The organism is Streptomyces sp. NPDC093252 (assembly GCF_040683675.1).
Classification (GTDB): domain Bacteria; phylum Actinomycetota; class Actinomycetes; order Streptomycetales; family Streptomycetaceae; genus Streptomyces.
Genome location: NZ_JBFBEM010000004.1, coordinates 321,310 through 346,102, shown reverse-complemented (window position 1 = coordinate 346,102; position 24,793 = coordinate 321,310). Strand labels below are relative to the sequence as shown.

At 70.5% G+C, this 24,793-nt stretch carries 11 protein-coding genes and 1 pseudogene; 4 read left to right on the top strand and 8 right to left on the bottom strand.

The features are described from left to right. Nucleotides 1–14 precede the first annotated feature (14 nt). Nucleotides 15–1,445: an MFS transporter gene (locus AB0O01_RS10385; RefSeq protein ID WP_365312073.1), complete on the bottom strand. Its 1,431-nt coding sequence runs from the start codon at nucleotides 1,443–1,445 to the stop codon at nucleotides 15–17. 158 nt (nucleotides 1,446–1,603) lie between these two features. On the opposite strand from AB0O01_RS10385, the gene AB0O01_RS10380 reads away from it, so the two are divergent. Continuing rightward, entirely contained in the window at nucleotides 1,604–2,191 is a 588-nt protein-coding gene (locus tag AB0O01_RS10380; protein WP_365312072.1) for a CGNR zinc finger domain-containing protein, read from the top strand. Nucleotides 2,192–2,757: 566 nt separating this feature from the next. Here the strand turns inward: AB0O01_RS10380 and AB0O01_RS10375 are convergent. Then, nucleotides 2,758–4,152 (bottom strand): amidohydrolase family protein, encoded by a 1,395-nt coding sequence (locus tag AB0O01_RS10375; RefSeq protein WP_365312071.1) that lies wholly within the window; start codon nucleotides 4,150–4,152, stop codon nucleotides 2,758–2,760. 46 nt (nucleotides 4,153–4,198) lie between these two features. Further along, nucleotides 4,199–4,972: an Atu4866 domain-containing protein gene (locus AB0O01_RS10370; RefSeq protein WP_365312070.1), complete on the bottom strand. Its 774-nt coding sequence runs from the start codon at nucleotides 4,970–4,972 to the stop codon at nucleotides 4,199–4,201. Nucleotides 4,973–5,263: 291 nt separating this feature from the next. On the opposite strand from AB0O01_RS10370, the gene AB0O01_RS10365 reads away from it, so the two are divergent. The 3 genes and pseudogenes from AB0O01_RS10365 (at nucleotide 5,264) to AB0O01_RS10355 (ending at nucleotide 6,481) form a co-directional block, all read left to right on the top strand. Beyond that, complete coding sequence (locus AB0O01_RS10365; RefSeq protein ID WP_365312069.1) at nucleotides 5,264–5,527, top strand: Atu4866 domain-containing protein; 264 nt, start codon at nucleotides 5,264–5,266, stop codon at nucleotides 5,525–5,527. Between the two features lie 109 nt (nucleotides 5,528–5,636). Next, nucleotides 5,637–5,871, top strand: a pseudogene (locus tag AB0O01_RS10360) (transposase); the annotation flags it as partial. A gap of 175 nt (nucleotides 5,872–6,046) precedes the next feature. Next, nucleotides 6,047–6,481: a transposase gene (locus tag AB0O01_RS10355; protein WP_365312068.1), complete on the top strand. Its 435-nt coding sequence runs from the start codon at nucleotides 6,047–6,049 to the stop codon at nucleotides 6,479–6,481. A 1,253-nt stretch (nucleotides 6,482–7,734) separates the two neighbouring features. Here AB0O01_RS10355 and AB0O01_RS10350 read toward each other — a convergent pair. The 5 genes from AB0O01_RS10350 to fxlM all read right to left on the bottom strand — a co-directional run bounded on the left by AB0O01_RS10350 (nucleotide 7,735) and on the right by fxlM (nucleotide 24,665). Then, nucleotides 7,735–21,510, bottom strand: a complete 13,776-nt coding sequence (locus tag AB0O01_RS10350; protein ID WP_365312067.1) for a hypothetical protein — start codon at nucleotides 21,508–21,510, stop codon at nucleotides 7,735–7,737. A 141-nt stretch (nucleotides 21,511–21,651) separates the two neighbouring features. Further along, a complete protein-coding gene (locus AB0O01_RS10345) occupies nucleotides 21,652–23,145 on the bottom strand; it encodes a lantibiotic dehydratase family protein (RefSeq protein WP_365312066.1) in 1,494 nt (497 codons plus the stop codon). Between the two features lie 73 nt (nucleotides 23,146–23,218). Next, nucleotides 23,219–23,416, bottom strand: a complete 198-nt coding sequence (locus AB0O01_RS10340) for an FxLD family lanthipeptide (RefSeq protein ID WP_365312065.1) — start codon at nucleotides 23,414–23,416, stop codon at nucleotides 23,219–23,221. A 39-nt stretch (nucleotides 23,417–23,455) separates the two neighbouring features. Continuing rightward, entirely contained in the window at nucleotides 23,456–23,863 is a 408-nt protein-coding gene (locus AB0O01_RS10335; protein WP_365312064.1) for a hypothetical protein, read from the bottom strand. After that, entirely contained in the window at nucleotides 23,796–24,665 is an 870-nt protein-coding gene (fxlM, locus tag AB0O01_RS10330; RefSeq protein ID WP_365312063.1) for a methyltransferase, FxLD system, read from the bottom strand. The genes AB0O01_RS10335 and fxlM overlap by 68 nt, the downstream gene beginning before the upstream one ends. Between the last annotated feature and the right edge of the window lie 128 nt (nucleotides 24,666–24,793).

Sequence of the window (24,793 nt, the reverse complement as noted above, 5' to 3'; positions counted from 1 at the left end):
GCGGGTGACGGGGGTCATGTCCGCAGCCGTTTGCGCAGTGCCAGGGCGATCGGAACCGTCGCCAGCGCCAGGGTGGCCGCCAGGGCCATGGCCCACCGCCAGCCGGTGACCAGCGCCGCATCGGAGCCGGGGTCGGCCTGGGCGGCGGTGACCTCGGCGGCCAGCGAGGTCATCAGGGCCACGCCCAGGGCGATGCCGAGTTGCTGGCCGGTGTTCATCACGGCCCCGGCGACGGCCTTGTGGTCCGCGGGTACACCGTTGTTCGCGGCGATGCTGGAGATCACCAGGACGATGATGTGGCCGAAGGCGTTGACCGCGGTGGCCACGATGACCAGCCACAGTCCGTTCTTCTCGGGCAGCACGACGAGTGTCAGCAGGCCGGCCGCCGCTATGGCGATGCCGGCCAGCAGCATCTGATCGGGGCGCAGGTGTCGCAGATACCTGCCGGTGAGCACGCTGTTGACGACGCCGACGGCGCCGGAGACCGCGAACACCAGCCCCGTGGCCAACGCGCCGTAGCCCAGTACCTCCTGGAGGTACAGGGTCAGGATGAGGAGCATGCCGCCGTAGGCGGCGACCATCAGCAGGCCGATGGCATTCGCCCCGCCCACGGCCCGGACCGCGAACAGCGACAGCGGCAGGATGGGGCCGGGACTCCGGCGCTCCACCCTCAGGAACGCCAGGACCAGGCCCGCGCCCAGGGCGAGAACGAGTGCCGTGGACATCCACGCGGTGTCCGCGCCGAGTTCTTCGAGCCCGTGGACGATGCAGAACATGGCTCCCGCCGACAGCAGACAGCCCGGAATGTCCAGGCGGCCGTTCCCCTGGACGCGGCTCTCGGGGAGGTACCGCACGGCCAGCGCCACGGCCGTGATCACCACGGGCACATTGATGTACATGGTCCAGCGCCAGTTCAGCAGCTCGGTGAGGACACCGCCTCCGACCATGCCGCTGACGAACCCCGCGGACATGATCGCGCCGAAGATCCCCAGGGCGCGCTCGCGCGCGGGGCCCTCGGGGATGGTCGCGGTCAGCAGGCCCAGGGCGGAGGGGGCGATGAAGCCCGCGGCCAGCCCCTGGAGGACGCGGCCGGTGAGCAGCACGGCCGGATTCCACGCGGCGCCCGCCAGAACCGAAGCGGCCCCCAGCACCAGCAGGCCGGCGACGAAGACCCGTCTGCGGCCGTACAGATCGGCGACCCGGCCACCCGGCAGCAGCGCGGAGGCGAACGCCAGCGCGAAGGTGGAGAGGACAAGGCCGGCCGAGTGGGGCGCGAAGCCCAGTTCGGCGGTCATCCGCGGCATGGCGATGCTGGCGATCGACAGGTCCAGGGCCACCAGGAACTGCGCGGCGCAGATCACCAGCAGCCCGAGCCCGCGTCGGGTGGACCGCGCCGCGGACCGTCCGGCGCCCCCCTCGCTGATCGTGTCCGGCTCTCGGGTCATCGAAGACCGTCCCTCCGGGCGCGCGGCCGCAAGGCGCGGCACCCTCTCCCTCGTCACCTTCAAAAGCATTACGCTGGTGACGCTACGAGGGTGGGGTGTCACCGTCAAGAGAGATACAGTGGTGACGGGTGAAGTACGGCCAAGGAGGCTTCGACGCGATGAACGACCCCGGTAACCCCGCACCCGGCGCTCTGGAAGCGGTCCGTGGATTCGTCGACACCCATGACATCTACAACGGCCGTGACGAACTGGCGGATGTGGAGGCCGCGACCGAGTGGCTGACCGCCGAGGGCCTGTGGGGCAAGGGCCGTTCGATGACCGGGCGCGAACTGTCGGCGCTGCACGAGCTGCGCGACGCCCTGCGCGCGATGGCCGCGGCCAACACCCTGGGCGAGCAGCCGCCGCGCGCGGCCGTCGACTCCTTCAACGACCTCGCCGCACCGCATGCCGCGTCGGTCCGGCTCGATGTACGGAACGGCTCGGGCCCCATGACCGCGTCTTTGCGGCCACATGAGGAAGGCATCGGGGGCGTGGTCGCCGTCCTCGCCGCCGCCGTGCACGAGGCTGTGCTCCTCGGGACGTGGACCCGGCTGAAGTCATGCGACAACCCCGAGTGCCGATGGCTGTTCTACGACGAGTCACGCAACCGCGCGGCCCGCTGGTGCAGCATGCGCGGCTGCGGCAGCATCGTGAAGGCCCGCCGCTACCGCGACAGGCAGCGCCGCAGCGCCGGGCATGCTCCGTGAGGTGATCGGTGATCTGCTGGGTCCCGCTTCGGTGTCCCGACACCGGACCCGTAGCCGCCTCGGATGTCGTCGAGGTTCCCGCGCTCGGCACCCACCACACCCCGCCGGATACGGCGTCCTGGTCACCTTCACCATCGAGCGGCCCGGTCGCCGGTCCGCGCCGCCCTGTCGGGGCGGTGAGAGTACCCGCCTCCGCCCGCAGCGGAGTACCGCGCCTGCGGACAGCGGCGATCCCCCGCCCCGTTCGCCGTCACCACCTTGATGGTCGGCCCGCGCCGACGGTGAGACGCCGCTGCCCGCCCGGCTCTCGTGGCCTCTGCCGGTCCTGCCCGGCCGCGCACAAGGAAGCGGCGGGTGCCCGGGGTAGGTGGTACCCCAGGCACCCGCCGTCCCACTGCCAGGCGCGCCCGGCCTACGCGGCCAAGGACTTGCGCCCCTTCACTGCTGGGTCTCGCTTCGATGCCCCGAGTTCTTCTGCGGCTGCGACTGCGGCGCTGCTCGGGCCGCCGGGGTGGTCGGGCGGACCCGGCCTTCGGGCGGCCGGGATAGTCAGGCCGTTGGGGTGTTCAGGCCGCCGGGGTGTTCAGCACGTACTCCCGCGAGGCGTGCACCTCGTCACGCAGGGCGGTGAGGTCGACGTCGAGAACCTGCCCGCCCCACTTGCGGGGCTCGCCGTCGATGAGGACGGCGCTGATGTTGCGGGCGTCGCAGCCCAGTACGACGGTGCCGATGGGGTCGTTGAGGGGCATGTTGTTGAGGTCCTCGGCACGGATGACGAGAAGGTCGGCCTTCTTGCCGGGGGTGAGGGCGCCGGTGATGACGGAGAGGCCGTTGGTGCGGGCGCCCTGGAGGGTGGCGAAGTCGAGGACGTCGTGGGTGGTGATGCGGGACGGCTGCCGATCGGTGCCGTAGGCGGTGTTGACCGCGCGCATCCGCTGGATGGCGTGCAGGGCCCGCATCTGGGTGAACATGTCGCTGGCCAGCGCGACTTCGACATCGATGCTCAGCCCCGGTCGGATACCGGCGGACAGTGCTTCGTCGACGGCGGGGATCGCGGTCTCCAGGCCGATCTGCGCGTCGGAGGTCGGAGCGAGGGCGACGGTGGTGCCGGACTCTCCCATCGCCCGCCATGCCTGGGAGGTCAGGCCGGTGGAGTGGATCAGGGTGACATCGGGGCCGAGGATGCCGTCCTTGGCCCAGCGCAGCACCGCCTCGGAGCCGGACGCGCCGAAGACGGCGTCCACGCTCACCCCGATGCCCAGATCGGCGGCGGTGCGGGCGAGTTCGGGGCCGTAGGCGAGGGCGGGTCCGGCGATCTCGTCGGTGGCCAGGGTCGCCAGGCGCAGGGTGAGCAACTGGTCGTCGCTGCTGAAGTACTGGCCCTGGAGGCGGGTCAGGTCGGCGGGCCACTGCCGGTCCCAGTCGCCGAAGTGCGGGCCCATGGCGGCGTGCACGCCCCGGATGCCAGTGGAGCGGAGGGCCTCGATCGCGGCGTCGGAGTGCTCGCGGGTGCGGGAGTTGTGGGAGAAGTCGAGCATCGTGGTGATGCCGCTGTCGATCGCGGTGAGGGCGGCGAGCCTGGTGCCGGTGTGCATGTCCTGGGGGCGGTAGACGGTGGCGTACCCGGCGAGGGTGGCCATGACGTAGCCGCCGAGGTCGTCGACGTCCGGCATGATCCGGCGGAGCTGGGCCTCCCAGGCGTGCCGGTGGGTGTCGACGAAGCCGGGGGTGAGGATCGTGCCGGTGGCGTCCACGACCACGGCGTCCCCGGCATCAAGGCTGTGGCCGATGGCGGTGATCGTGTCGCCCTCGACCATCAGATCGGCGCCGTCGAGGACACCCAGGGCGAGGTCCATGGTGACGATCGTCGCGCCGGTGAACAGGATGCGCCGCTGGTCGGCGGGGCGTCGCCGGAGGTCTTCGAGTACGGCCGGGCTGGTGGTGTCGTTGAGGGTGCTCATGAGGGTTCTACTTTCGGGGAGGAGAGGGGGCGGCCGGGAGGGGGGGTCAGCCGAGCTTCATGACGTAGCCCGCGTGGTGGAGTTCGTTGTCCCGGAACTCGCCGTAGGCCCAGAAGCCGAGGTCGTCGAGGTAGTCGATGCGGTCGCCGTCGATCCAGTAGCGGCCCTGGTAGGCGTGCGGGCGTCCGCCGCGGGTCTCGTCGTAGCGGCCGTCGGGGGTCAGCTCCTGGTGCAGGAAGTCGTTCCGGTCGATCCAGACGCCGACGCGCGGGCTGCCGGTCAGGTCCTCGGCGGCCGGGATGCCCGCCTCGGGCGCGGTGGCCCGGCCGGGGACGTCCGCACCGGCCCACAGGACCGGCCGCCCGGCGGCGACCAGCGCACGCACCTGCTCCGGCGCCGTCAGCACCACGGCCACGGCGCTCGCCACATCGGCGGCGAGCGCGTCGGGCACCACCGCGAAGTCAGTGGTAGCGCCCGGGGTCAGCGTCCCGACGCACTCGGAGCGGCGGGCCCGGCCACCGGCCAAGGCGGCGGTGTCCACCACCGCCGGGACGACGGTCAGGCCGGTGCAGTCGACCACGATGGCGTTGTCGTCCCCGGCGGCGGTGATGATGCCGGGGCCGACCCCCACCAGCAGGGGGCCGACGAAGAGCAGGTCGGCGCCGGTCAGGGTCCCGATCAGCGGGTCCGCCGTCAGGATGCGGGCGTTGGTGAACAGCACGGGCCGCCCCTCGTCGTTCGCGAGGATCTCGGCGAGGGCCTCCGCGTTCCAGCCCGCGGCGCCGGCGGCGGTCAGGGTGGTGGTGTCGGTGATGCTCATGGGCGTGCTCCTGGGTGGGGTCGCCTCGCCGGTGGCCGCACTGCGCGAGATGCACGCCGGTGCGAGCGTCGAGGCGGGTCTTCGGCAGCCGCGGCGGCTGCCCGACCACCAGATTCGTGGCGCCGCGGAGCCGGAACCAGGCCGCCGTTATCCCGGGTGCCCCGCACCCACGATCCGCCGCGCCGCGGACAGCCACACCGGTCGCCATACTGGGTGCGCGCCGCCCAGGAAGCCCTCACCTGGGGAGACGGCGGCCTGGTCCCCACTGTCCGGCGAAGCCACCGTAGAGCCATGACCAGCAGCAACGACACACCCCGAGCCCCGCACCCCTACGTCGGTATGTGGGTGACCGCTGACGGACACATCCGCCAGGAACTCCTGCCCGACGGCCGCTACGACGAAGCCCGAGGCAGCCGCCGGAGCGCCTACACCGGCCGCTACACCGTCACCGGCAGCCACATCGACTACGTCGACGACACCGGCTTCACCGCCACCGGAGACATCCGCGACGGCGTCCTCCACCACGAACACCTCGTCCTCTTCCGGGACCTTTGACATATCGACGCCGCCAGACCCGCAGCATGCGGCCGGGGCTGGCAAGCAGGGTGACCGGCAGAAGGTACCACCGGGCGGTGTCTTCACCGAGCCCGGAGATCACGGACCGGGATGCTCGCGCGGCCGGGTTCACCACCAAGGTGCACCTGGCCGTCGAGCAAGGCCAGAAGCCCATGTCGATCGTGATCACGACAGGGCAGCGCGGGGACTCTCCGGAGTTGGAACCCGTGCTGGAGAAGGTCCGCGTGCCCCGCATCAGACCGGGCCGGCCGCGCGTCCGCCCCGGGAGAGTCCGCGCGGACAGGGCGTACGCCTCCCGCAGGAACCGGGGCCACCTGCGCCGCCCGTCGGGGGAACCGTCTCGTTGGAGATCGACAAGCAAGATCCGCAGAACCCCGCGGGAAACGGGCTCACCAGCGAGCGCTACGAGAGGGCTCTGAACGTCACCCTCAACTCAGTCGTGTTCCGTTCGTCGGGCCAGGAACTCACCACGGTCGGCGGCTGCATCGAAAGGGCGTCGTGCTTCACCCAGCCCGTGCTTCCAGGTCTCGCTGTGCGACTTTGTGCAACCGTGTCGAGACGGTGAATTGTCCGCCCCGGCAAATCAGGGCCGCCCACGTCCAGGGCCGGTTCACGGCGCGAGGGCTGTGCGCGTACGCCGGTATGACCCCCGTGACCTGGTCCTCGGGAACGGTGACCCGGACCTCGATGCGGCGCGCGGTCAATGAGAACCTCCGCCAGACCCTGACCCAAGCGGCGTTCACGTCCCTCAGCCACTCCCCCGGGGCCAATGCCTACTACCGGGGCCGCCGCGAGCGGGGAAGCACGTACTTCACCAGCCTGAGAGCGATCGGCGCCCGCATCGCCCGCGCCCTGCACCACTGCGTCGAGCACTGGACCGTGTACGACGAGGCGAGGGCCTGGGACCCGGAGAACCGCCCGCATCCGCTCTGAACGGCGGCACCCCCTGGCGGAGAGGCGGAGGAACCGGCCGGACTCGGCTCCGGCCGGTCCCCCGGTCCCTCGGCCGGGGGCGGAACGGGGACGGACGGCGCGGGTATGCCCGCTACACCTCCCGGGCCACGAGCCCCACCGCGGGAACCGGCGCCCCGCACCGTCCGTCCCAGCCCACACCAAAACATTGGTGGCTACTTTTGGTAGCATTCTCAACCGAAATGAGGGAGTTGGGCTTCCCCTTCGACTTCACTCCTCCGGGCAGGACCCTCCCTGCGCCAACCCGCGCGACGGGCTGGCCGCTCCGCGAGAGCGGAGGTGCTCCCGATCTGTTCACCGTCACCTCACCTGAACAGATTCACCCCCGCGCACACGGGGATGGAAAGCGGGTCCTGCCCGGCCCCGTCTCTCGGGAATCGGCACGCTCGCCCGGCGCGCGCCCCATTCCCCTGCGGCCACACCCATTCGACCTCGCGTGCCAACGACGGGCCGTCAGCTACCGCCAGTGCCCCGACCTGGGCTACTACACCGGGAAAGCGGTCGAAGGGGTCCCGTTCATCTGGTCACCAACCATTTAGGAGAGCATCGAGCGCAAGCCGAGCTGGACGCCTGACCGGGCGGCCCCCTCCGCACACTCCACCCAGTCCCCGCCGCTCTCTCACAGGCAGGCGACAGCTACGTCGATGTGCGCCCGAAGCGGCCTCGACCTCAGTCGCACGGTCGTCCTGCGGCCGGGCGCGAACTGGTCGCGCGGCCCTCTCCCGACCTGGCGCCGATCGCATTCACTGCCGGTGTAGCCGTGGGTCACGGATGAGCCGGGCCCAGGGTCCAGCCCGGTAGCGTGCCAGTTGCTGCTGTGCCGGACAAGACGCCGTTCGCCAGCGGCCGTTCCCTGGGTGCGTGGGCCGCTGACTGCATCTGGATACCGATGGAGAACAGCGCAAGAGGCCCTCACGGGCATGCCTCGCCATTGTCACCATGTCCTAATGAGCGGCTCGCCGGACACCAGCACACCGCCACCCGGGCCCGACGACAAGGCCCGGTTCTACGCCGGCACGAAAAGATGCCTCTGGGTAATGAAACGTCCTCTCCTAGGATTATGCCTTCTGCTCCTCTTTTTCAGCCTGCTCGGATACTTCAACAATTTTCCACTCTCCAATCCAGAGGCGCTCACCCCTGTGGGTATTTTCGCATTCGTCGTCATGACCTGCCTGTCCTCCCCCGGCGGGCAGAGGCGGCTCTGGGTCATGCATCTAATTCCGCTGCTGCGACTCGCCGGTGCCGGGCTCATCCCGCCACTCACTCACCGCGTCGACGATCTCCGCATACACCGGCGAATCCTTAACTATCCCCCTCTCGTTGGGACCGACCATCCGAATAGGGGCCACGATTTCACCCAGCGACCACATCGGACGCAGATTCGGATGATCCATCGAAATGAATTCGTGAGCACGTGACGGGATGAGGGCCTCAAACAGTCCGTCATCCCCTCCCGTACCATTGTGGTAGGGCTTGCTGTAAATCATGTGGGTGGTGATGAACTGAACTCTGGCAGCGAGGTCCGGAGTGCGTGCTATGAACTCCAGAAGTGCTGAACCCGCTTCATCGGGATGAGACAGTCTCTCCAGCGCAGGCGTGATCAGGGTGAAGTGAAGATCGCCGGGGCGGTTAAACATCTCACGTACGAGCGTGGCTGCTATTTTTACAAGAAATGCACGCCCCTCGGTACTGTCGAGCGATATTTTGATATCGTTCTTGATTCCCGGGTTCCATGATCCGCTGGAGTTTATCTCCATCGCCTGGAAATCCGCTCCCAAGTTTATCCGCTCGGCGACGTACGGACCTGTGCGCCACATGACAGAGGAGCGTCTCATGATGGTGTGATCGGTCTGGTCCATTGGTGACTCAAATTCATCCTTATTGAATCTCGACAGGAACAGGCTTCGCTGATCTTGGGTATAGTTGAAACGCACCGTATCGAGATATTGCCGGATTGCCGGATGACGCCGCGGGGCAATATAGAGACTGTTGGCGTTATGGGCTGCTTTGAGCATGGATGACGTGGCGAGCTGATCTGCCATTGTCTTCAGAGGGTCATTTTCCGTGGACAGGCCATCATCACCATCCATATATATTCCGCCGAAGCGTTCGAGTATCTCCAGGCGAAGGATGTCGCTGGCTGCCGCGTATCCCCTGCCCACCTGCCGGATGTGTTCGGTCGCGTACTCGGCGCGCAGCGTCATCGGACTGGCGGCGGTGAAGATCTCGTCGGGGTGGACCAGTTGAATCGAGTGACTGCGCGCCCAGTTCACCATGGACCGGGTGGCGGAGTCCCCTTGCGACGGGTCTGCTGACGCTTCGATCTGACTGCGGGTCACATCGGTGAAGAGGACGGTGGTGACAGAGGGGCCGAACCGGGCTGCCGCGCTCGTCAGGCCGTCGCGGAACTCCTGCATCTTGCCCTGGTCTCTGAGTGGTCCGCCGAGCCAGATCGCGTACCGCACGAGCGGGATACTGCCACCGGAACTCGTGATGACTGTGCCACCGGTGAACTCCACGGGATTCAAGGCGTGGGTGGGTGTCTGGCGTGTCATGCTGATCGTACGGAAGAAGGCGGCGACGCCTTCGGGTGCGAGTTGCCTGGAGTCGAATCGCTGTAGGAATGCAGGTGCTTCGGGGTGTCCGCGGAGACCGAAGATATCCGGTCCCAGATGGCCTGTTTCCTGGGGAAGGTTCGGCCGCACCGCTGCGAAGAGGCGGTCGACGAGTCGGCGTGACCGGTTCTCGATCACGATTTTCACGCCGCTCGCGGCGGGGGCGTTCCCGACACTGATGGGGAAGTCGTACACGGTGAATTGCCGCTGCCATTGGCCATGCGGAGGTATGAGTGAGGCGATGGCCTGGCGCAGTGCAGTACCCACGGTCTTCGCGTGCCGGCCGTCGGCAGGTGGAGCAGACGGGGCAGCGGACCGTGCGTCATAGCCCATGACGTAGATACGGGGAGCGGGCCTGCCGGGTGTGCGGAACGTGTGGGCGGCTATGTGCTGTGCCGCTTGATTGATCGTGGCCGAGGCCGTCCTCGGGAAGTTGGTGGTCCCTTCCGTGAAGACAATCTCGAAAGTGGTCTGGTTCCGGGACTGACCCGCAGTCCGCCCGCTGTCCCCGGTCGCCCGCGAGGAACTGCCTCCCAGACGTTCCTGATGCGGCGCCGGCAGGGGTGTGCCCCCCTGGGGAAGAAGGGGGCGAGGCTGGCTCCAGGAGGGATCGGCCCCGCCCCTGAGCCGCAGGACCCCGTCATCAGTCCCGTCCGACGAGGGATCGCTGCCCTCATCGTCCATCATGTCCATGATCAGGTCGGTGTCCGAGGTCTCGCCTTCACTGCCGCTGCCCTCACGGTCACTATCCTCGTCCATCATGTCCATGATCAGGTCGGTGTCCGAGGTCTCGCCTTCACTGCCACCGCTCTCCTCGTCCTCGGCCTCCCCGTTCCCGGCGTCCGTGTCCATGGCCTGCGTGTCCCCGGCGTCCGGGCGCTGCAACGGAATCCCCTGACGCCAGTCCTCCGCGAGGCTCTCCACTTCCCCATAGGCCACCGAATCCGTGATTCTCTCCGCTCCGTTCCAGGGTCCGCCCATGGTTGCCGGTACGACGATCTCGCCCAGGATCCACCTCGGATTTCCGTGCAGATAGATGAAGCGGTGCGCGAGCGAGGGGATGCGGGCCGCGTCCAGCCGGTCCCACTTGTGTTGTGGGTCGAATTCGTTTCTGGTGCTCAGAAGGTGGGTGGTGATCGTCGTCACCTTGGCCGCCAGCTCCGGGACGCGCGATATGAACTCCAGCACCGCGGCTCCGGCCGCGTCCGGATCGGACAGTTTCTCCAGAGCGGGGGTGATCAGCGTGAAGTGAAGGTCTCCCCAGGACCGGTTGAACAGTTCACGGACCATGGTCGCCGCTATCTTGACGAGGCTTTCCCGTCCCTCCGGGCTGTCGAGTTCGATCACGCTGTCGCCCGCCAGCGTTCTCCGCCACGAAAAGCTGTAGCTGGCGGGGGCGGACGCGAAGACATCGTCTCCGAGGAAGAGGTACCGGGCCGCATACGGTCCGCTGCGCCACATGACGGATGACCGGCGCACCGCGGTGTCCATGTCGTCGTCCATCCGCGACTCCCACTCCCTTTCGGTGAATCCGCGGCGCAGATCGTCGTAGAGGAAGAGGTCCTTCTGGTCCCTGGTGTAGTTCTCGCCGATCAGGTCGAGGACCTCGGCATACTTGGGGTGCTGCCGCGGGGCGATGAGCAGATTGTTGACAGCGCCCGGCGCCTTCAGCATGGTCGCGGACGCGAATCCCGCCGCTATTTCCGCCACCGGGTTGTCCGGCACCCTGTTGTCGCCGTCCATGTAGATCCCGCCGAAACGGTGGACTATCTCCACCCGCAGGATGTCGCTCGCGGCGGCATACCCCCGGCCCACCTGCCGGGTGTGCTCCGTGACGTATTCGTCGCGCAGGTTCAGCGGGCTGCTCTCGTTGAACACCTCGCCGGTATTGACCAACTGGATGTTCTGGGCCTGGGCCCACTCGACCATGCCGCGGACGGCTGGATTCCCTTCGGGTGTGTCCCAAGCCCTCGCGACGTCATCGCGGGTGACATCCGTGAAGAGGACGGTCGTCACCCGGGGCCCGAATTTCCTTGCCGCGTCCAGGACGAACTCACGGAACTCACCCTTCTTCCCCGCGTCCGTGAGCGGTCCGCCGAGCCAGATCGCGTACCGCACCAGAGGGACCCCGCCCGCGGCACTGGGCACGACGGCCCCTCCGCCGAATTCCTCCGGGGTCAGGATCCGGGTCGGTGCGCCACGGGTCAGGCTGATCTCGGTGAAGAACGCGCCGACCCCGCTCGGGTCGAGCCGGTCGTAGTCGAAGTCCTGGAGGAATTCGGGGGTCGGGGCATCGATACGCAGACCGAACAGGTCCGGTCCGAGAGGCCCGGCTTCCTCGGGGATATCGGGGAGCATCGCCGCGAAGAGGTGATCGACAGGCTGCATGGGCGCGTCCTCGACGAGGATGCGGACGTCCCGCTCCCCCGCCGGAGCGGCGTCCAGGGTGATGTGGAAGTCGTCCAGGGCGATCCGGCGCTGCCAGGGCCCACGATCGGGAAGGTACGCGCTCAGCACCTCGTGGAGTGCGCGGAGGACGCTCTGCGAGCGGCCTTCATTCCCCTCGATCCCGATGTGGACCGGGCTGCCGTGCTCGCCGAAGGCGCGGCTGACGATGGCGCGTGCCGCCTCATCGATCCGTGCCTCGGCGGCCGGGCCGGACACGGCCGTGCTGCCCTGCGCGAACGGGATGCGGAAGGATTCCGCCGTCCCCGGACCGGGCTGCGACCCGCCCGGAAGTGACCACTGACCCGTGTTCTGGCTCGCCGCCCCGTAGGTGGTGCCGCGCGGCGGGTCGGTGAGGGCGTCGGTGAGGGTGTGGGCGGGGCGGGTGGTGTCGGTAAGGGCGTCGGGGATGACGCGGCCGTCGGGGCCGATGACCACGGCATGGGTCTGGAAGGGGTGGGCGTCGCGCGCGCCGACCGGGCGGTTTCCCTCGGCGAGGAGGTCCGGGGCGAGGAGGTGCGGCTGGGAGGGCAGGGGCTCGTCGGTGACCAGCGGTCCGTCCGGGCCCTGCATCTCGATCCAGCGCAGGCCCTGGGAGGTGTGGTGGACGGCGTGGGCGTGGCCGGGCAGCGGGCCGTCCGTGCCCTGGGTGAGGAGGAGCGCGGTGCTGCCGGGGGCGCGGTCCAGGGCGTCGGTCAGGGTGTCCCACGAGGTGAGGCGGGCCCAGCCGGGGCCCTTGGCGAGGCGTTGCCGGGTCGGGTCGGTCCCGAGGGCGAGATCGGGGTCGTCCAGGACACCGAGTTCGAGGGCGCGGGCGGTGCGGTCGGTACCGACGCCGATGTCGTCCAGGGTGCGGGCGGGCCGGACGCCGGTGCCGGACACCGGCCGGACCGGGCGGCTTCCGGCATGCAACTGGTCGACGAGGTGCTGGAGCAGGATCACGCAGTTGATCACCCACAGGTCCCGCGCGGCGGTGGAGCGGTCGTCGTCCGAGGACCGGCCGGACTCCCGGCGTACGGCGTCGAACGCGTCGGCCGCGGTGGATGCCGCGCGGTGTGCGGCGTCCCGCAGTCCGCGTTCGTCGAGGAGGGGCGACGGCGGGCGGGCCGGGTTCGGCGGGGGTGTCGTCGTGGCGCTGACGGCGGCGAGGTGACCCGGGTTCGCGATGTCCCGGGAGCCGCCCGGGTCATCGGGCAGGTGCACGTCGGTGACACGGCGGGGGCCGCTCTCGTCCGTGCCGGGGGTGAGGGCGCGGAAGAGGTCGGCGCCGGTGGTCACGGGGCCGGCCGTGCGGCCGGACGCGGGCTGCCTGGGACCGGGAACGGCCCGCGTGGATGCCGGGGTGTTCGCCGTCGGCGTCGGTGTGCGGCCTCCGGTGGATTCTTCCCGTGCCCGCCCCGCCGTCACGAGGGAGCGGTCCGGCAGCGGGGTCACGGTGCCGAGTTGCGCGGCGAGAGCGTGGGCGAGGAGGGTCACCTTGGCCGGGTCGTAGGGGAGGGCGAGGAGTTCCTTGGCGAGGATCCGCTTGATGCCGTCGGTCATCGCCTGCCGGGTGTCGACCCGCATGACGACGGGATTCCTGGCGGCGCCGTGATGGCGGGCGACCTCCTCGGCGATCTGCCGGGAGCGCCCGACGACCCGGCGTTCCGCCTCGGTCTGCCTCGGGTACCGGGCGTTGATGACGGGGGGCTCGGGGCGGGTGGCGTTGTCGTCGCGCCGGACGAGGTTCCTGGACTCCACCAGGACCGGATGGTGGTCGGCCTGGTCCAGGAGGGGCGGCTTGGGCGAGAGCTGGCCCGTGCCCCAGTCGTAGGCGTTGTTGACGCGGTGGTCGCTCTTGGCGTACACGACGAGGTCGACGGTGCCGTTGCCGGTGAGCGCGTACACGTACGCGACGCCGCCGCGGCCACCGTCGAGGTGGGCGTGCAGCGGGTTGTTGACGGTGCGCTGGGTCTTGCGGTCCCGCAGTGACTGGACGCCCTGGGAGAGCGTGGTGACGACGTGCTCCTGGGCCGGTGAGAAGGGGACTCCCCGGGCGCGTCCCGCGTAGTGGATGGTGCCGCTCAGTGCCCAGGTCGAGGGGTTGTTGGCCCGGAAGTCGGTGAAGCGCCGGACCTGTTCCCGCCACTCGTGTGCCAGGGCGAGGCGCCGCTCCTCCACCACCTCGCGCCAGGTGTGCGTCGCCGCGTCCCGGACCGTCCTGTAGTGGTCTCCGGGGGCGGTGAGGTCCGCCGCGGTGAGGAAGGCCGCGAAGTACCGGTTCAGTACGTCCGGCGAGGTCAGATCCTCGCCCCTCCCGGCCAGCGTGGGGGCGGGCAGGCGTTCTGCCAGGAAGTCGCGGAAGAGGTAGTCCTTGAGGCGTTCGGGGTGGGCGTCGAGGCCGTCCGTCCGGACCGGGTTGGCGATGAGCAGCGGCAGCAGTTCGGGGTTGCGGGTCATGGCCTGGGCCACCTGCGGTCCGCGGGGGCCGGTGAGCAGATCGGTGACCTCCACGGGCAGTTCCCTCAGCAGCGGGGGCAGTTGAGGTGCCGGTTCCGGTGCGGTGGCGGGCCGCTGGTCCAGTGCTGTCAGCAGGGCCCGGGGGTCGCGGGTGGTGAGCAGCGCGCGGAAGGCGTGGGCGTCCTGCTCGGCCAGCGCGCGCACCGCGGCGGGGAACCGGGTGTCCTGTCCGGCCCGTTCCTGCCAGGCGGTCCGGGTCACGAACGCGGCGGTGAACTCGGGCCGCTCGGAGAGCAGTGCGGCCACCGGGGTGCGGCGGATGGCGTGGCGGAGTGTCTTCGCCTCGGCCGTGGTGAAGTGGTCGCGTGCGGTGATCCGCGCGGTCAGGTGGGGGTCCGCTTCGAGGACCCGGCGGAGTCTGGGGGTCATGCCCGCGGCCAGTTCGGGGTGACGCTCGGCCAGGGCCCAGACCGGGCTGCCGGGGGAGGCCGTCTCGGCGAGGACCGGGGCGGCGCGGACCGCGGTGACCAGCGCGGGCCGTGCGCGCAGTTCGCCGAGCAGGAAGGGGTTGCCGCGCATCAGGTCGGCCAGGCCGGTGTGGCGGGCGAGGGCGAGCCGCAGGCCCGGGTTCTGTACGAGGTCGGACGCCAGGCCGGGTTCCGCGTCGATCAGGCGCAGCACCGGCGGCGCGCTCAGCGCGGCCCATGACTCGGGCGCTGACAGCTCCAGCACCTTCACCATGTCCGGGGCGGTCAGCATGGCCGGCAGGCGGTCTTCGTGGAGTACCCAGGCGGTGAGTGCGGCGTCGGTGGCGGTCAGGCGGTCCGTCAGATCGCGGGTGTTCAGGAGGTTCGCCCAGTCGGTCGCCGTGGTCACGATGCCGGGCCGGTCCCCCAGGACGTCGGCCAGCGCGGGGGTCCGCGCCAGGCGGGCGACCAGACGCGGGTCCTCGGCGGACGCCCGTATCCGTCCGGGTGCCGCCGTCACCGCGCGGACGACGTTCTCCGGAGCGCCGGCCAGGGCGCGCACCAGGGACCGGGACCCGGTGAAATGACCGAGGCGCAGCACACCGCCGGCCAGTGCCTGCGACGCCGATGGGCTCTGGGCGAGGAAGTCACGCAGCGGTTCCAGGGCGGGAGTGAGGAGCTGGCGCATGTTGGCGTGCAGACGGTAGACCGTCGCGAAGTCCGGGTTGCGCTCCAGTTGGCTCTGGAAGTTGCTTCCTCGCAGGTCCAGCCGGTGTGCGCGGCTGCTGACGAAGAGGTCCAGGACGCTGTCCTGCTCGGTCAGCAGGCGGGTCAGCCGCGGCGACTGTCTGACCTGGCTGACGATGTGCGGCTGGACCAGCAGCGGAAGCATGCTGGGCCGGGTCCGCGCCAGGGTGAGCAGGGCCGGGTCGAACAGCAGGCCCTCGGCGAGATACCGGCTGCCGACGGCGGCCCGGCGCAGCGCCGGGTCCGTGCGCACGGCGTCGTAGGCGTTCAGCACCCGGGTGTCGAGGGCGTCGGAGACGTCCCTCGGGGGCGGGGCGTCATGGGCGAGCGCGGTGACGAGCCGTTCGAGTGCCGGGCGGTGGTCGGGGTCCAGGTCGAAGCCCTGGTAGGTGAAGGTGGCGTCGGTGAACCGGGTGATCGCATCCATGAGTTCGGTCTCGGCCGCCCGGGTCCGGTCGTCTTCGGCCGAGGGGTCGGTGTCCCACTGCGCGAGGACGGCCGCGGCCAGGGTGTCCAGCTCCGCCGCCCGCGACTGCCAGTGCGCGGCGAAGCCGGGACGCATCAGGACCTCCCGGAACGCTTCGGGCAGGGCGGTCAGCACCTGGGCGGTGGGTGAGGTGTGCCGCTGGTGGAGCGCGCTCAGCAGCGGCGCGTCGTTGAGGAGTTGCCTCCAGTGGAGGGCGGGCAGTTCGTCGAAGGCCGCAATCAGTGTGCCCAGGGCGCGGGGAGCCGCGTTGATCCGGTCGGCGACCCGGCGCCACTCCGGCCGGTCACCCACCTCGTACTGGAGCGAGGGGTGCCGGGACAGCAGCCGCAGCAGCGCGGAGTCCGACGCGTAGGCGGCCTCCCGCAGCCCCTCCACGCCGTACAGCAGGGGACTGAAGTGTCTGAGGCGCGGCAGGGTACCGGACAGCCAGGGGTTGCCCAGCAGCTCGCGGAGCGGCACTTCGGCCAGCACCCGTGGGTCGGTCCGGGCGAGGTGGGCGATTCCGGGGTGGATCTGGAGGGCGACCTGGAACTCGCCCGACCTGTCGACCCGGGCGGAGACACTGTCCCGCACGAAGTCCGCGTCGTCGTCGGTGAGCAGCTCGGCGAGCGGCGTGTGCCGTGCGGCGGCGGCCAGTACGGCGGTGGCCTCGGCGGGGTCCCGGGGCAGGCTCAGGGGCGTGTCGCGCATCTGCTCCCCCAGCCGGGCGATCCGGCGCAGTACGTGCGGGGCGCTGATCCCCTCGGGAAGGCTCGCCAGGACGAAGAGGATGTCCGGCAGTTCGGCCAGACGCAGCGCGGTGCGCGCGTTGGCACGGCTGGTGACCCGGTCGTTGAACAGCGTCGCCATGGGGATGCTCAGCTCGGCCAGGTACCCCATCACCTCCTCCCGGCCCCGAGGGGTCTCCACCAGCTCCGCGAGGTCCCCGGGCAGCCGCGCCGCCGGGTTCATGACGGGGCGGAACTCCTCGGGCAGGCGGGTGGCCTGCAACCGCGCCGCCAGTTCGTCGTCGGGGACGCTCTGGTAGTGCTCGGGCTGGTAGGACAGGACGCGGGCCACCTCCGGGTTGGCCACCGCGGCCTCGATGCGGTCCCGGTCCGCCAGCAGGCGGGCGGTGAGACTGGGGATGTCCTCCAGGACGTCCGTCAGTTCGGGGGCCCTGCCAAGGATCTCCAGTGCCTGGGGGTTGCTCCGGACGGCCGCCAGCACGTCCGGCGACGAGAACACCAGGTTCAGCTTGTCCGGGTGCCCGCGCAGCAGGTCCTGGAACGCGTCGTCCGCCAGCACCTGGTAGTAGAACTGGCCGTCATGTCCGCCCCTCAGATGGGGGGCGGTCCACAGCGCCGACGCCAGCGCGGCGTCGTCGGCGAGCCGCCACAGCGTGCGGGTGGGGTCCGGAGTGTTCCGCAGCGCCCCCGCGAAGTCCGGGATCGTCAGGAGGTCCGTCACCTGCTGGCCCGCGCGGCCTGCGGTCCGCAGGAGTCCCAGATCGCCGCCGAGGTTGACCAGGGCCCTGGGGTCGGCGAGCGCGGATTCGCGCAGGATCGGGTCGTTCTCCAGCTCCTCCACGGCACCCGGACGTGCCAGGGCCTCCACCACTCCCGCTCTCGTCTCCTCCGGCCACCCCTCGGCGTCCTCGCTCGTCAGGGCGGACAGCACACCGGGCGAGCGGGCCAGGACGGACACCAGCCCCGGCGCCACATCGGTCAGGTCCCCCACGACCGGTGACTGCATCAAGGGGAGCATCACCGGATGCGCGAGCAGATCCCGACCCATCTGCCCCATTTCCTCTGGCTCGATGACCATACGGCTCACGAAGCCGAGCAGGCCCCTCAGGTCCAGGGTGTCCGGGTAGTCGGGGTTCTCCATGGTCGTGCGGGTGAGATCGATGATGGCACCGATGTACTGCGGGGGGACCTTGCCGCGCAGGATCCCGGTGACGGCATCGGCCAGCTCGTCCCGGATCTCCGGGGCCTCCGGGGCGGGTTGCGGGGTGCTCTCGGCAGGCATGGGTTGTGGGGGTTGTGCGGGCTGTTGGGTCTGCGCGGGCTGCGGGGGCTGCGGGGGCTGCGCATCGGATCGGCTTCCGGGGCCCTGTGCCACAGTCTCCGGGCGCGGGGTGCCGCGTGACCCCGTCGACGGGTTCGGGGCGGAGGAGGTGGAGGTCGAGGGGGTCGGCTGACCGGCCGCCCGCTGCTGCTGCTTCTTCTTCGACGACTTCTTGGTGCCGCCCAGCAACTGGCCCTGGGTGCTGCCCGTGCCGAATGCCCGGCTCAGCTCCCGGGACACCCGCCAGGCCGCCGCCTTCCCGGGCCGGTTGGCCTTGGTGATCCGCGCCTCGGCGACCAGCGCTCTCATGTCACGGAACAGTCGCTCATACTGCCGGGCGCCGGAGGCGGAATCCCTGGGGGCCGTGCCGGGGAGCATGTGGTGGTGCGCCATCACGCCCTGGGCTCGCAGCAGTTCCTTGTCCCGCGCTTCGGGTGACAGCGCGTCCAGCACCGCGTGCGCCCGGTCGAACTGCCCGTGCCACAGCAGGAGTTGTTCCCTGCCGGGGACGGGATAGCGGAGCACCGGGGAGGCGGCGGGCGGAGCCGGGGAGGGATGCGTGCCGGGTCGCTCCGGGACGCTGGTGGAGATCGCCGAGGCGGTGTCCTCGCTGTGGGTGAGGGGGGTGGGGGGCCTGTCGTCGTCCGTGCGTGTCGTGAGGGGCCCGGCGGGGCGGCCCTCGCTGCCGGACCCGTACCCGGAATCGGGGAGGGATTCGGTGTCGGACCCGTACCCGGAATCGGGGAGGGAATCGGTGTCGGACCTGTCCGTGTCGGACGGGCCCGTCTCATCGCGGTAGGCGCCGAGACGATCCGTGTCGCGGCGATCGGTGTCGTAGCGGTCGGATTCGTCGCTGACCGTCTCCGGACGTCCGGGGGTCCGGGCGTCACCCGTGGTGGAGTCGAGGAAGGCCCTGGCGCTGTTGGGACCGACCTGCGCGGACGCGGTACGGCTCCGGCCCTGCGCCGGATCCGGTGACACGAGCTGGCCGGACTTGCGCCCCGGGTCCGCCGTGACAGCCGTATCCCGGCCCGACGCGAACACCCTGCTCGCCGGGTCACCGTCGAACAGTGCCCTGCTGATCCGGGACTGCACGGTGTCGGGGACCCGCGCGTGCTCGGTGACGGGGCGTGAACCCTGGGGGCCGGGGGTCGTCGCCGATGTGCTCTCCGTGGAGGCGGTGGCCGAGGAGCGGGCCAGGGCTGTTGGGGGTGCGGCGTCCGGGAGCCTCGTCGGCGGGGACGGTTGGGTGGCCGAGGACGCGGGGTCCGGGAGGGTGGTGGCAGGATCCTGCGCGAGGGTGTTGAAGAGGCGGTCTGCCGAGTTGGTCGCGGGGAGCCGGGTGCCGGTTTCCGGGCGGCCCGACCCGACCGGGGAACGATCCTGGTCAGTGCGGGGACTGCCGCTCTCGGTCTGGGGGCGGTCTCTTGCGGGGCCGGGGCGGGCTCCTTCCGTGCGGGGGCGGTCGGCCGGAGAGTTATTGCTGTCCGCGGCACGGACGACGTCGGAGGTCCGTGGAACGCCCGTCCGCTGCTCGCCCGCCCTGGGGTCGGCGGTTCTGGAGTCACCAGTCCTGGAGTCGACGGCCCTGGGATCGGCGGCCCTGGGGTCGCCCGCCCTGGGGTCGGCGGTCCTCGGCGTGGTGGTGGAGTCCGCGCCCGCCACCGGAGGCACGGCGACCGGCGGGAGCGGGGGCGGAGGCGGTGTCTGCGTCCGGTGCTCCGGGAGGGCCGAGTCCTGTCCGCTCTCCCCCGGTGTGGTGACCGATGTGGGGCCGGGCGCATCGGAAGCGGGGCGGGGGGCGGCGGTGTGAAGGCCGGAGTCCGAGGACTCGTCGCCGGTCGGCCGGTCGGTCCCGGTCACTCCGTTCCCGGGCAGGTCCCGGTCGCCCGCAGTCAGCCAGGCGTTGGGGTCGGAGCCGTTCAGGTCGAAGACCGGGGCGGGGGCCGGGTCCGGGGTCCCCCCATCGATGAGCGGGATGTCGCGCACGTCGGGTGTCATGACCGGCAGCGCCGGCACATCGAGGGTGTCGGTACTGATCAGCAGATCGTCCATCGAGAGCGGGTTCCACGGCACGGACGCGTTGCCCGTGGTCAGTGTGCTCATGTTGAGGGCGCCGACGTTGCCGCTCCCCGAGTTCACCGATGCCGGAGCCGGACCGGAGGCGGGAGCGGAGGTGGGGGTGGGGGTGGATGTCGAGGCGGGGGCGGGGGTGCGGCCCGGATCGGCCACGGTCCCGTCGTCCGTGCTCACCGTCACCAGCAGCGGAGTCTTCTCCGAAACCGAGTTCATGGTGACGTCGAGCGGCTTGAACTTGTCCGCGAACAGGGTGGCGACGGCGTTGAACCCGTCGGCGGCGCGCTCACTGCTCATGGACCAGAGGAAGCCACCGCCGCTGACGACGAACTGCTTGAGCGTGATCCCGTTGTAGACCATCTCGGAGGTGACGCCCAGGACACCGTCGCCGAGTCCGTGGATCGTGAACGCGGTGAACTTCCGGCCCCAGCCGCCCGGACCGAACCGGTCCGCCACCGCGCCCGACAGGGACCGCACCACATCGTCCCCGAACGACGGGGGCAGTCCCCGCTCCACCACCGTCCGCAGCGCACGCCCCAGGTCGTCGCGGAACATGCCCGCCAGGAACGTCCCCGCCCACTCCCGCCCCAGGCTCCGCGCCGGGCCCTCGCCGCCCAGGTCGTCGGCGAAGCGGCGCGCGAAGATGTCCCCCATGTCGTCCAGGAACAGGGGGCCGATCCTGGTCGGGTCCTCATTGCGTGCCACCCGGTGGGACAGATCCGAGATCCGGTCCGCGAAGTCCCGTGCGAACGCCCGGTCCGCCACCGGCCCGCCACCGCCTCCGACGGTGTTCGGAAGCCCGTCCCCGGCGAAGCCGTCGGCCATCCGGTCCGGCCGGTTGCGCGGCAGCGGTGTCGGCGTGGGGCTGCCCTGGTCCCCCGCGTCATCGGCGGTGTTCCTGACCACGGTCCGGTTCGGCCGGTTCGTGAGCGCGTTGCTGACGCTGCTGAACAGGCTGTCCCCCGCACCCCCCTTCATCCACTTCGTGACCCGCTGCGCCAGCCAGCTCGCGCCGAACTGGATCGGCACCGCCAGCAGCCCGGAGACGGCACCGAATCCGACGGCCTGCGTCAGATAGGTGTTCCCCTTGGTCGTGTGGATGCCCTGCCGGGCCAGCATCCACTGCGCGAGCCGGTCCAGGGCCACCGCGAGGCCGATCTGGAGCACCTGCTGCATCGCGATGGCCGAGACGACCTTGAACACGATGCTGTTGAGGATGGTCCGGTAGGCGGCACGCAGATACGCCTGCCGGATCATGGCACCGACCGGGTTCCAGATCGCCAGGATGAACGTCACCGCGAACTCGACCAGGAACATGAACAACTGAAGCCTGATCATCAGGTTCATGTACTCGACCTGGTACGCCGACTCGTCGGCGTAGTCACCGAGCTGTTGCGCCGCGTCCCTCAGCCCCTCCAGGGCCGCAGTGCCCTCCGGCGACGCCAGTGTCAGCATCGCCTGGTAGTACGCGTCGCTGAACTCCCCGTTCGACTCACCCGAGACGGACTGCGCCACCCGCACCAGCAGTTCCTGGACCCCGGCGAGATGTGCCGTCAGTTCCCGCTGCGGATCGACCAGATGGGCGCGCATCAGATCCACGTCGACACGCGGCATCTCCTGGCCGGTCAGCACCAGGAATAAGCGGTTCAGGTCATCCGAAGGCATTGCGGCGCGTGCTCCCCGTCTCGGCAGTGGTCCGGTCCCACGGCCCCGACAACGCCTGCGCCCCGGCCGCCCCGAGCCGACTCCCCCGGCCCTGCGCGCCAGGCTAGGGGCCGCCGACACACAGAAGCCGCGTTCGACCCACTACAGGACACCAACAGACATGACGCCTACCCCAAAGTGAACGCACAGCGTTGACATAGAAGACGACACGTAAACCACTCGGCGCGACACGAGGCCGGAGGCCATGACCCAAGGGCTCGCGGAGAACTCAACGGATTGGGTGATGTGGAGCAGGTAGGCACCGCCGTCGAGGGGGGCGGCGTGGAGTTCGAACGCCACCTCCGTGGGGGACGGCACAAGTGTGGCGGCGCTGTCGGGGGCGAGCTGGTCGATCAGCTCATCGGTGAGGACGATCCCGCCGGTGCCGTCGAGGGCGGCCTGCTGGACGAGGCGCAGTAGGAGGTCGTCGCGGTCGGACAGGGCAGGGCGTCCCGGTGGGGTGTAAGGGGAGCCGAGGTAGCCGACCGGGAGGCCGAGGCCGCTGTCGGCGACGAGGTCGAGGACCGGCACCGGGGTGCGGGTGCCGTAGCAGGTGCGGAAGCGTCCGCGGTAGTCGCGCCACGCAGGGGACCCGAACGGATACGGGGACAGACGGCACAGCACGGTCACGGCCCGCTCGGCGTCCTGGATCACCCGCATGGGTAGGCGGACATCGCCCTCGACGGTGGTGTCCACCGCACGCCGCACGGACGGGGACAGCCACGCGGGGAAGGAGTCGGCGGTGGCGAGCGTCTCGCGCAGGGTGAGGAGTTCCGTCACCGTCCCGGTGATCCCGTCGATGGCCTCGGCGTCCGCCTTCTCCAGGACGGTGCACACATGGCCGAGGGGGCCGGGGTGGTCCATGGGTGCCCGCAGGCCGGTCAGCATGACGCCCTCGGCGACCAGCCCGGCCAGCATCCCCTCGACCCGGCCCGGACCGGCCGAAGGATAGCGCTGCGTCAGCTCTTCGCGGAGGTCCGCGTACCGGATGGGGCGGGCGGCGAATTCGAGGGCCGCCGCGACCGGCCCGGTGTGGCGCACCGACGTCTCCACCGGTCCGACCTCGCCGCCCGGACCGGGCGGCGCCGGGACCACCCACCGTCCGCCCCGCACGCCCGCGGTGTCCGCCGTGATGACGTCGAGGCGCTCCAGCAGGGCGGGGCAGCGCTCAAGCCCCTCGACGGCTTCAGCGACCCACCCGGCGTCGGCCCGCGTATGCACCCGGAGACCGTCAGGCGGCCACACGGCTCGCGCCGTGTCACCGGCTGAGATCGGCGCCACCCCCGCGAACAGGCCGAAGGGCGTGGCCCGGTGCTCCCAGCGCAGCAGATACGAGGCGACGGCCAGCACCGCCCGTCTGGTCCGGCGCACGTCGTCCGACCGGCCGGACACGATCCGCTCGACGGCCTGCGCCAGTACCGGGCTGGCCTCCGTCAACGCACGGCGGAGCTTCTCCTGCGACCAGCACCGAACGAGCCACTCCCGGCCCCGCACAGTGCCGCCGCCGGCGAACAGGTCGAGATCACCCGGAACGTCCGGGCGGTCCGGCGCGGTCGTCACCCGCAGCAGCCCTGCGCCCTGCCATCCGAACCCCACAGCCCCTCCCCTCACGCCCGCCGCACCCATGGGCCGGGCCTACCGCGCCCAGCCCGGCCCGCCCCCGGGTGGCTCAGGCGGGGTCCTCGATGAACGAATCGCAGGCGCTCGAACCGTTCTGGCAGGTGGTGCCGCACCCGTCGTCCGTCGGGCAGTCACCTCCCTGCCCGTGGGGACGGGTCGTCACCACGACCCGCACGTCCAGGGCGAAGTCGTCGAAGTCCTCCTCGGGCAGTACCGCCGGCACGGCAGCGACCGATGACACGGGCATTTCGATCACACTCCTCACGATCCGGTGATGGCCTTCACCTCACCCCGGCCCGCCGACGGCGGGCCAGGACACAGCGACCCGGCTGTGGACCTTGTCGATCACCCGGCCCCCGAGCCTCTCGGGAATCAGGTCATCGGCCGTCCCCTCCGGGTAGACAGTGATCACAGGACCAGGCCCCTCACGGTGGCTCCGGTCCCATTCCCTCAGACGCTCCGCGACCACACCGGCGAAGCCGCCGGCCCCCTCGCCGAGCGCATGAACCCCGTACTCGAAGAAACCCTCAGCCGCCGGACGGGGCGTCACATAGGCGAACGAGCGGCCGTCCGCAGACACCGCGGCCAGCGAGAACCGCTTGTTGTAGGGGGCGACCAGCCCGGAATCAAGGCCGGTACCGACGGCCATGGTGCAGAACCCGGGCAGCACGGTCGCCAGATACATCTGCAGCATGTCCACCGCCACCCCCCCGCCGCACCATCACCCCGCTCCACTCCTCGACCCGCGGACCGTCCAGCACCCCGGGCAGCACCCCTGGCTCGACGGGCAGGCCGTCATCGAACCGCAGCGTCACACCCTCCGTACCAGAAAGCTGCACCACCTGGGAGGCATGGGCACCCGCCCCCCGCATCGGCACAAAACCGCACACCCGCACGGACGAACTGACCAGACGGCCGCCCTCCCGCCGCAGACCGACCGACCGCATCAGCCCCCGCACCCACAGAGGCACCACCAGCCTCCCGCCCCCCGTGAGCTGCTCCCGCGACGCCGGAGGGACATCCCAGGCTCCGACCGTCACCATGATCACGTCATACGGTGCGCCGTCCGGCACACCGTCCACCGCGTCGGCCGTGGCCACCCGGACCCGGTCATAGCCGTTCGCCTTCAGCAGCTCTCCCGCGCGCCCGGTGACCTCGGGATCGATGTCCACAGTGGTGACCGAGCCCTCGTCCCCCACCAGCTCGGCCAGATACGCCCCATTCAGGCCACCGGACCCGATCTCCAGCACCCGCATCCCTCGCCGGACGCCGGCCTGCTCCAGCATGAACGCCTGGATCCGGGGAGCCGAGACCGAACTGACCGCCACCCCCGACACATCCCGCTTCGTGACGAACGCGCTGTAGGTGCTGTACGCCTCCTCCAGCGACGCCCCCGGAGCGAACAGATGCCGCGGAACCCTCCGCATCACCTGGGCCACCCGGTCAGAGTCGATATCACCGGAAGCGACCAGCCCGTCCACAACACGGTCCCGCATCCGCACGGCCCTTGCGTCATGAAAAGGTTCAGCCCTCAAGCGGCAGACTTCCTTTCACTGCACAGCGCTGTCCCGCCCGGAACGTGGACAGCGAGGAGCACAGACGGCCATGTTGCGGTCGAGATAAT

Coding starts and splice junctions, on each gene's coding strand:
- AB0O01_RS10375 (WP_365312071.1), bottom strand. CDS start 4,152: ATGAGCACCCTCAACGACACCACCAGCCCGGCCGTACTCGAAGACCTC.
- AB0O01_RS10340 (WP_365312065.1), bottom strand. CDS start 23,416: ATGCCCGTGTCATCGGTCGCTGCCGTGCCGGCGGTACTGCCCGAGGAG.
- AB0O01_RS10350 (WP_365312067.1), bottom strand. CDS start 21,510: ATGCCTTCGGATGACCTGAACCGCTTATTCCTGGTGCTGACCGGCCAG.
- AB0O01_RS10370 (WP_365312070.1), bottom strand. CDS start 4,972: ATGAGCATCACCGACACCACCACCCTGACCGCCGCCGGCGCCGCGGGC.
- AB0O01_RS10365 (WP_365312069.1), top strand. CDS start 5,264: ATGACCAGCAGCAACGACACACCCCGAGCCCCGCACCCCTACGTCGGT.
- fxlM (WP_365312063.1), bottom strand. CDS start 24,665: ATGCGGGACCGTGTTGTGGACGGGCTGGTCGCTTCCGGTGATATCGAC.
- AB0O01_RS10335 (WP_365312064.1), bottom strand. CDS start 23,863: ATGCTGCAGATGTATCTGGCGACCGTGCTGCCCGGGTTCTGCACCATG.
- AB0O01_RS10380 (WP_365312072.1), top strand. CDS start 1,604: ATGAACGACCCCGGTAACCCCGCACCCGGCGCTCTGGAAGCGGTCCGT.
- AB0O01_RS10385 (WP_365312073.1), bottom strand. CDS start 1,445: ATGACCCGAGAGCCGGACACGATCAGCGAGGGGGGCGCCGGACGGTCC.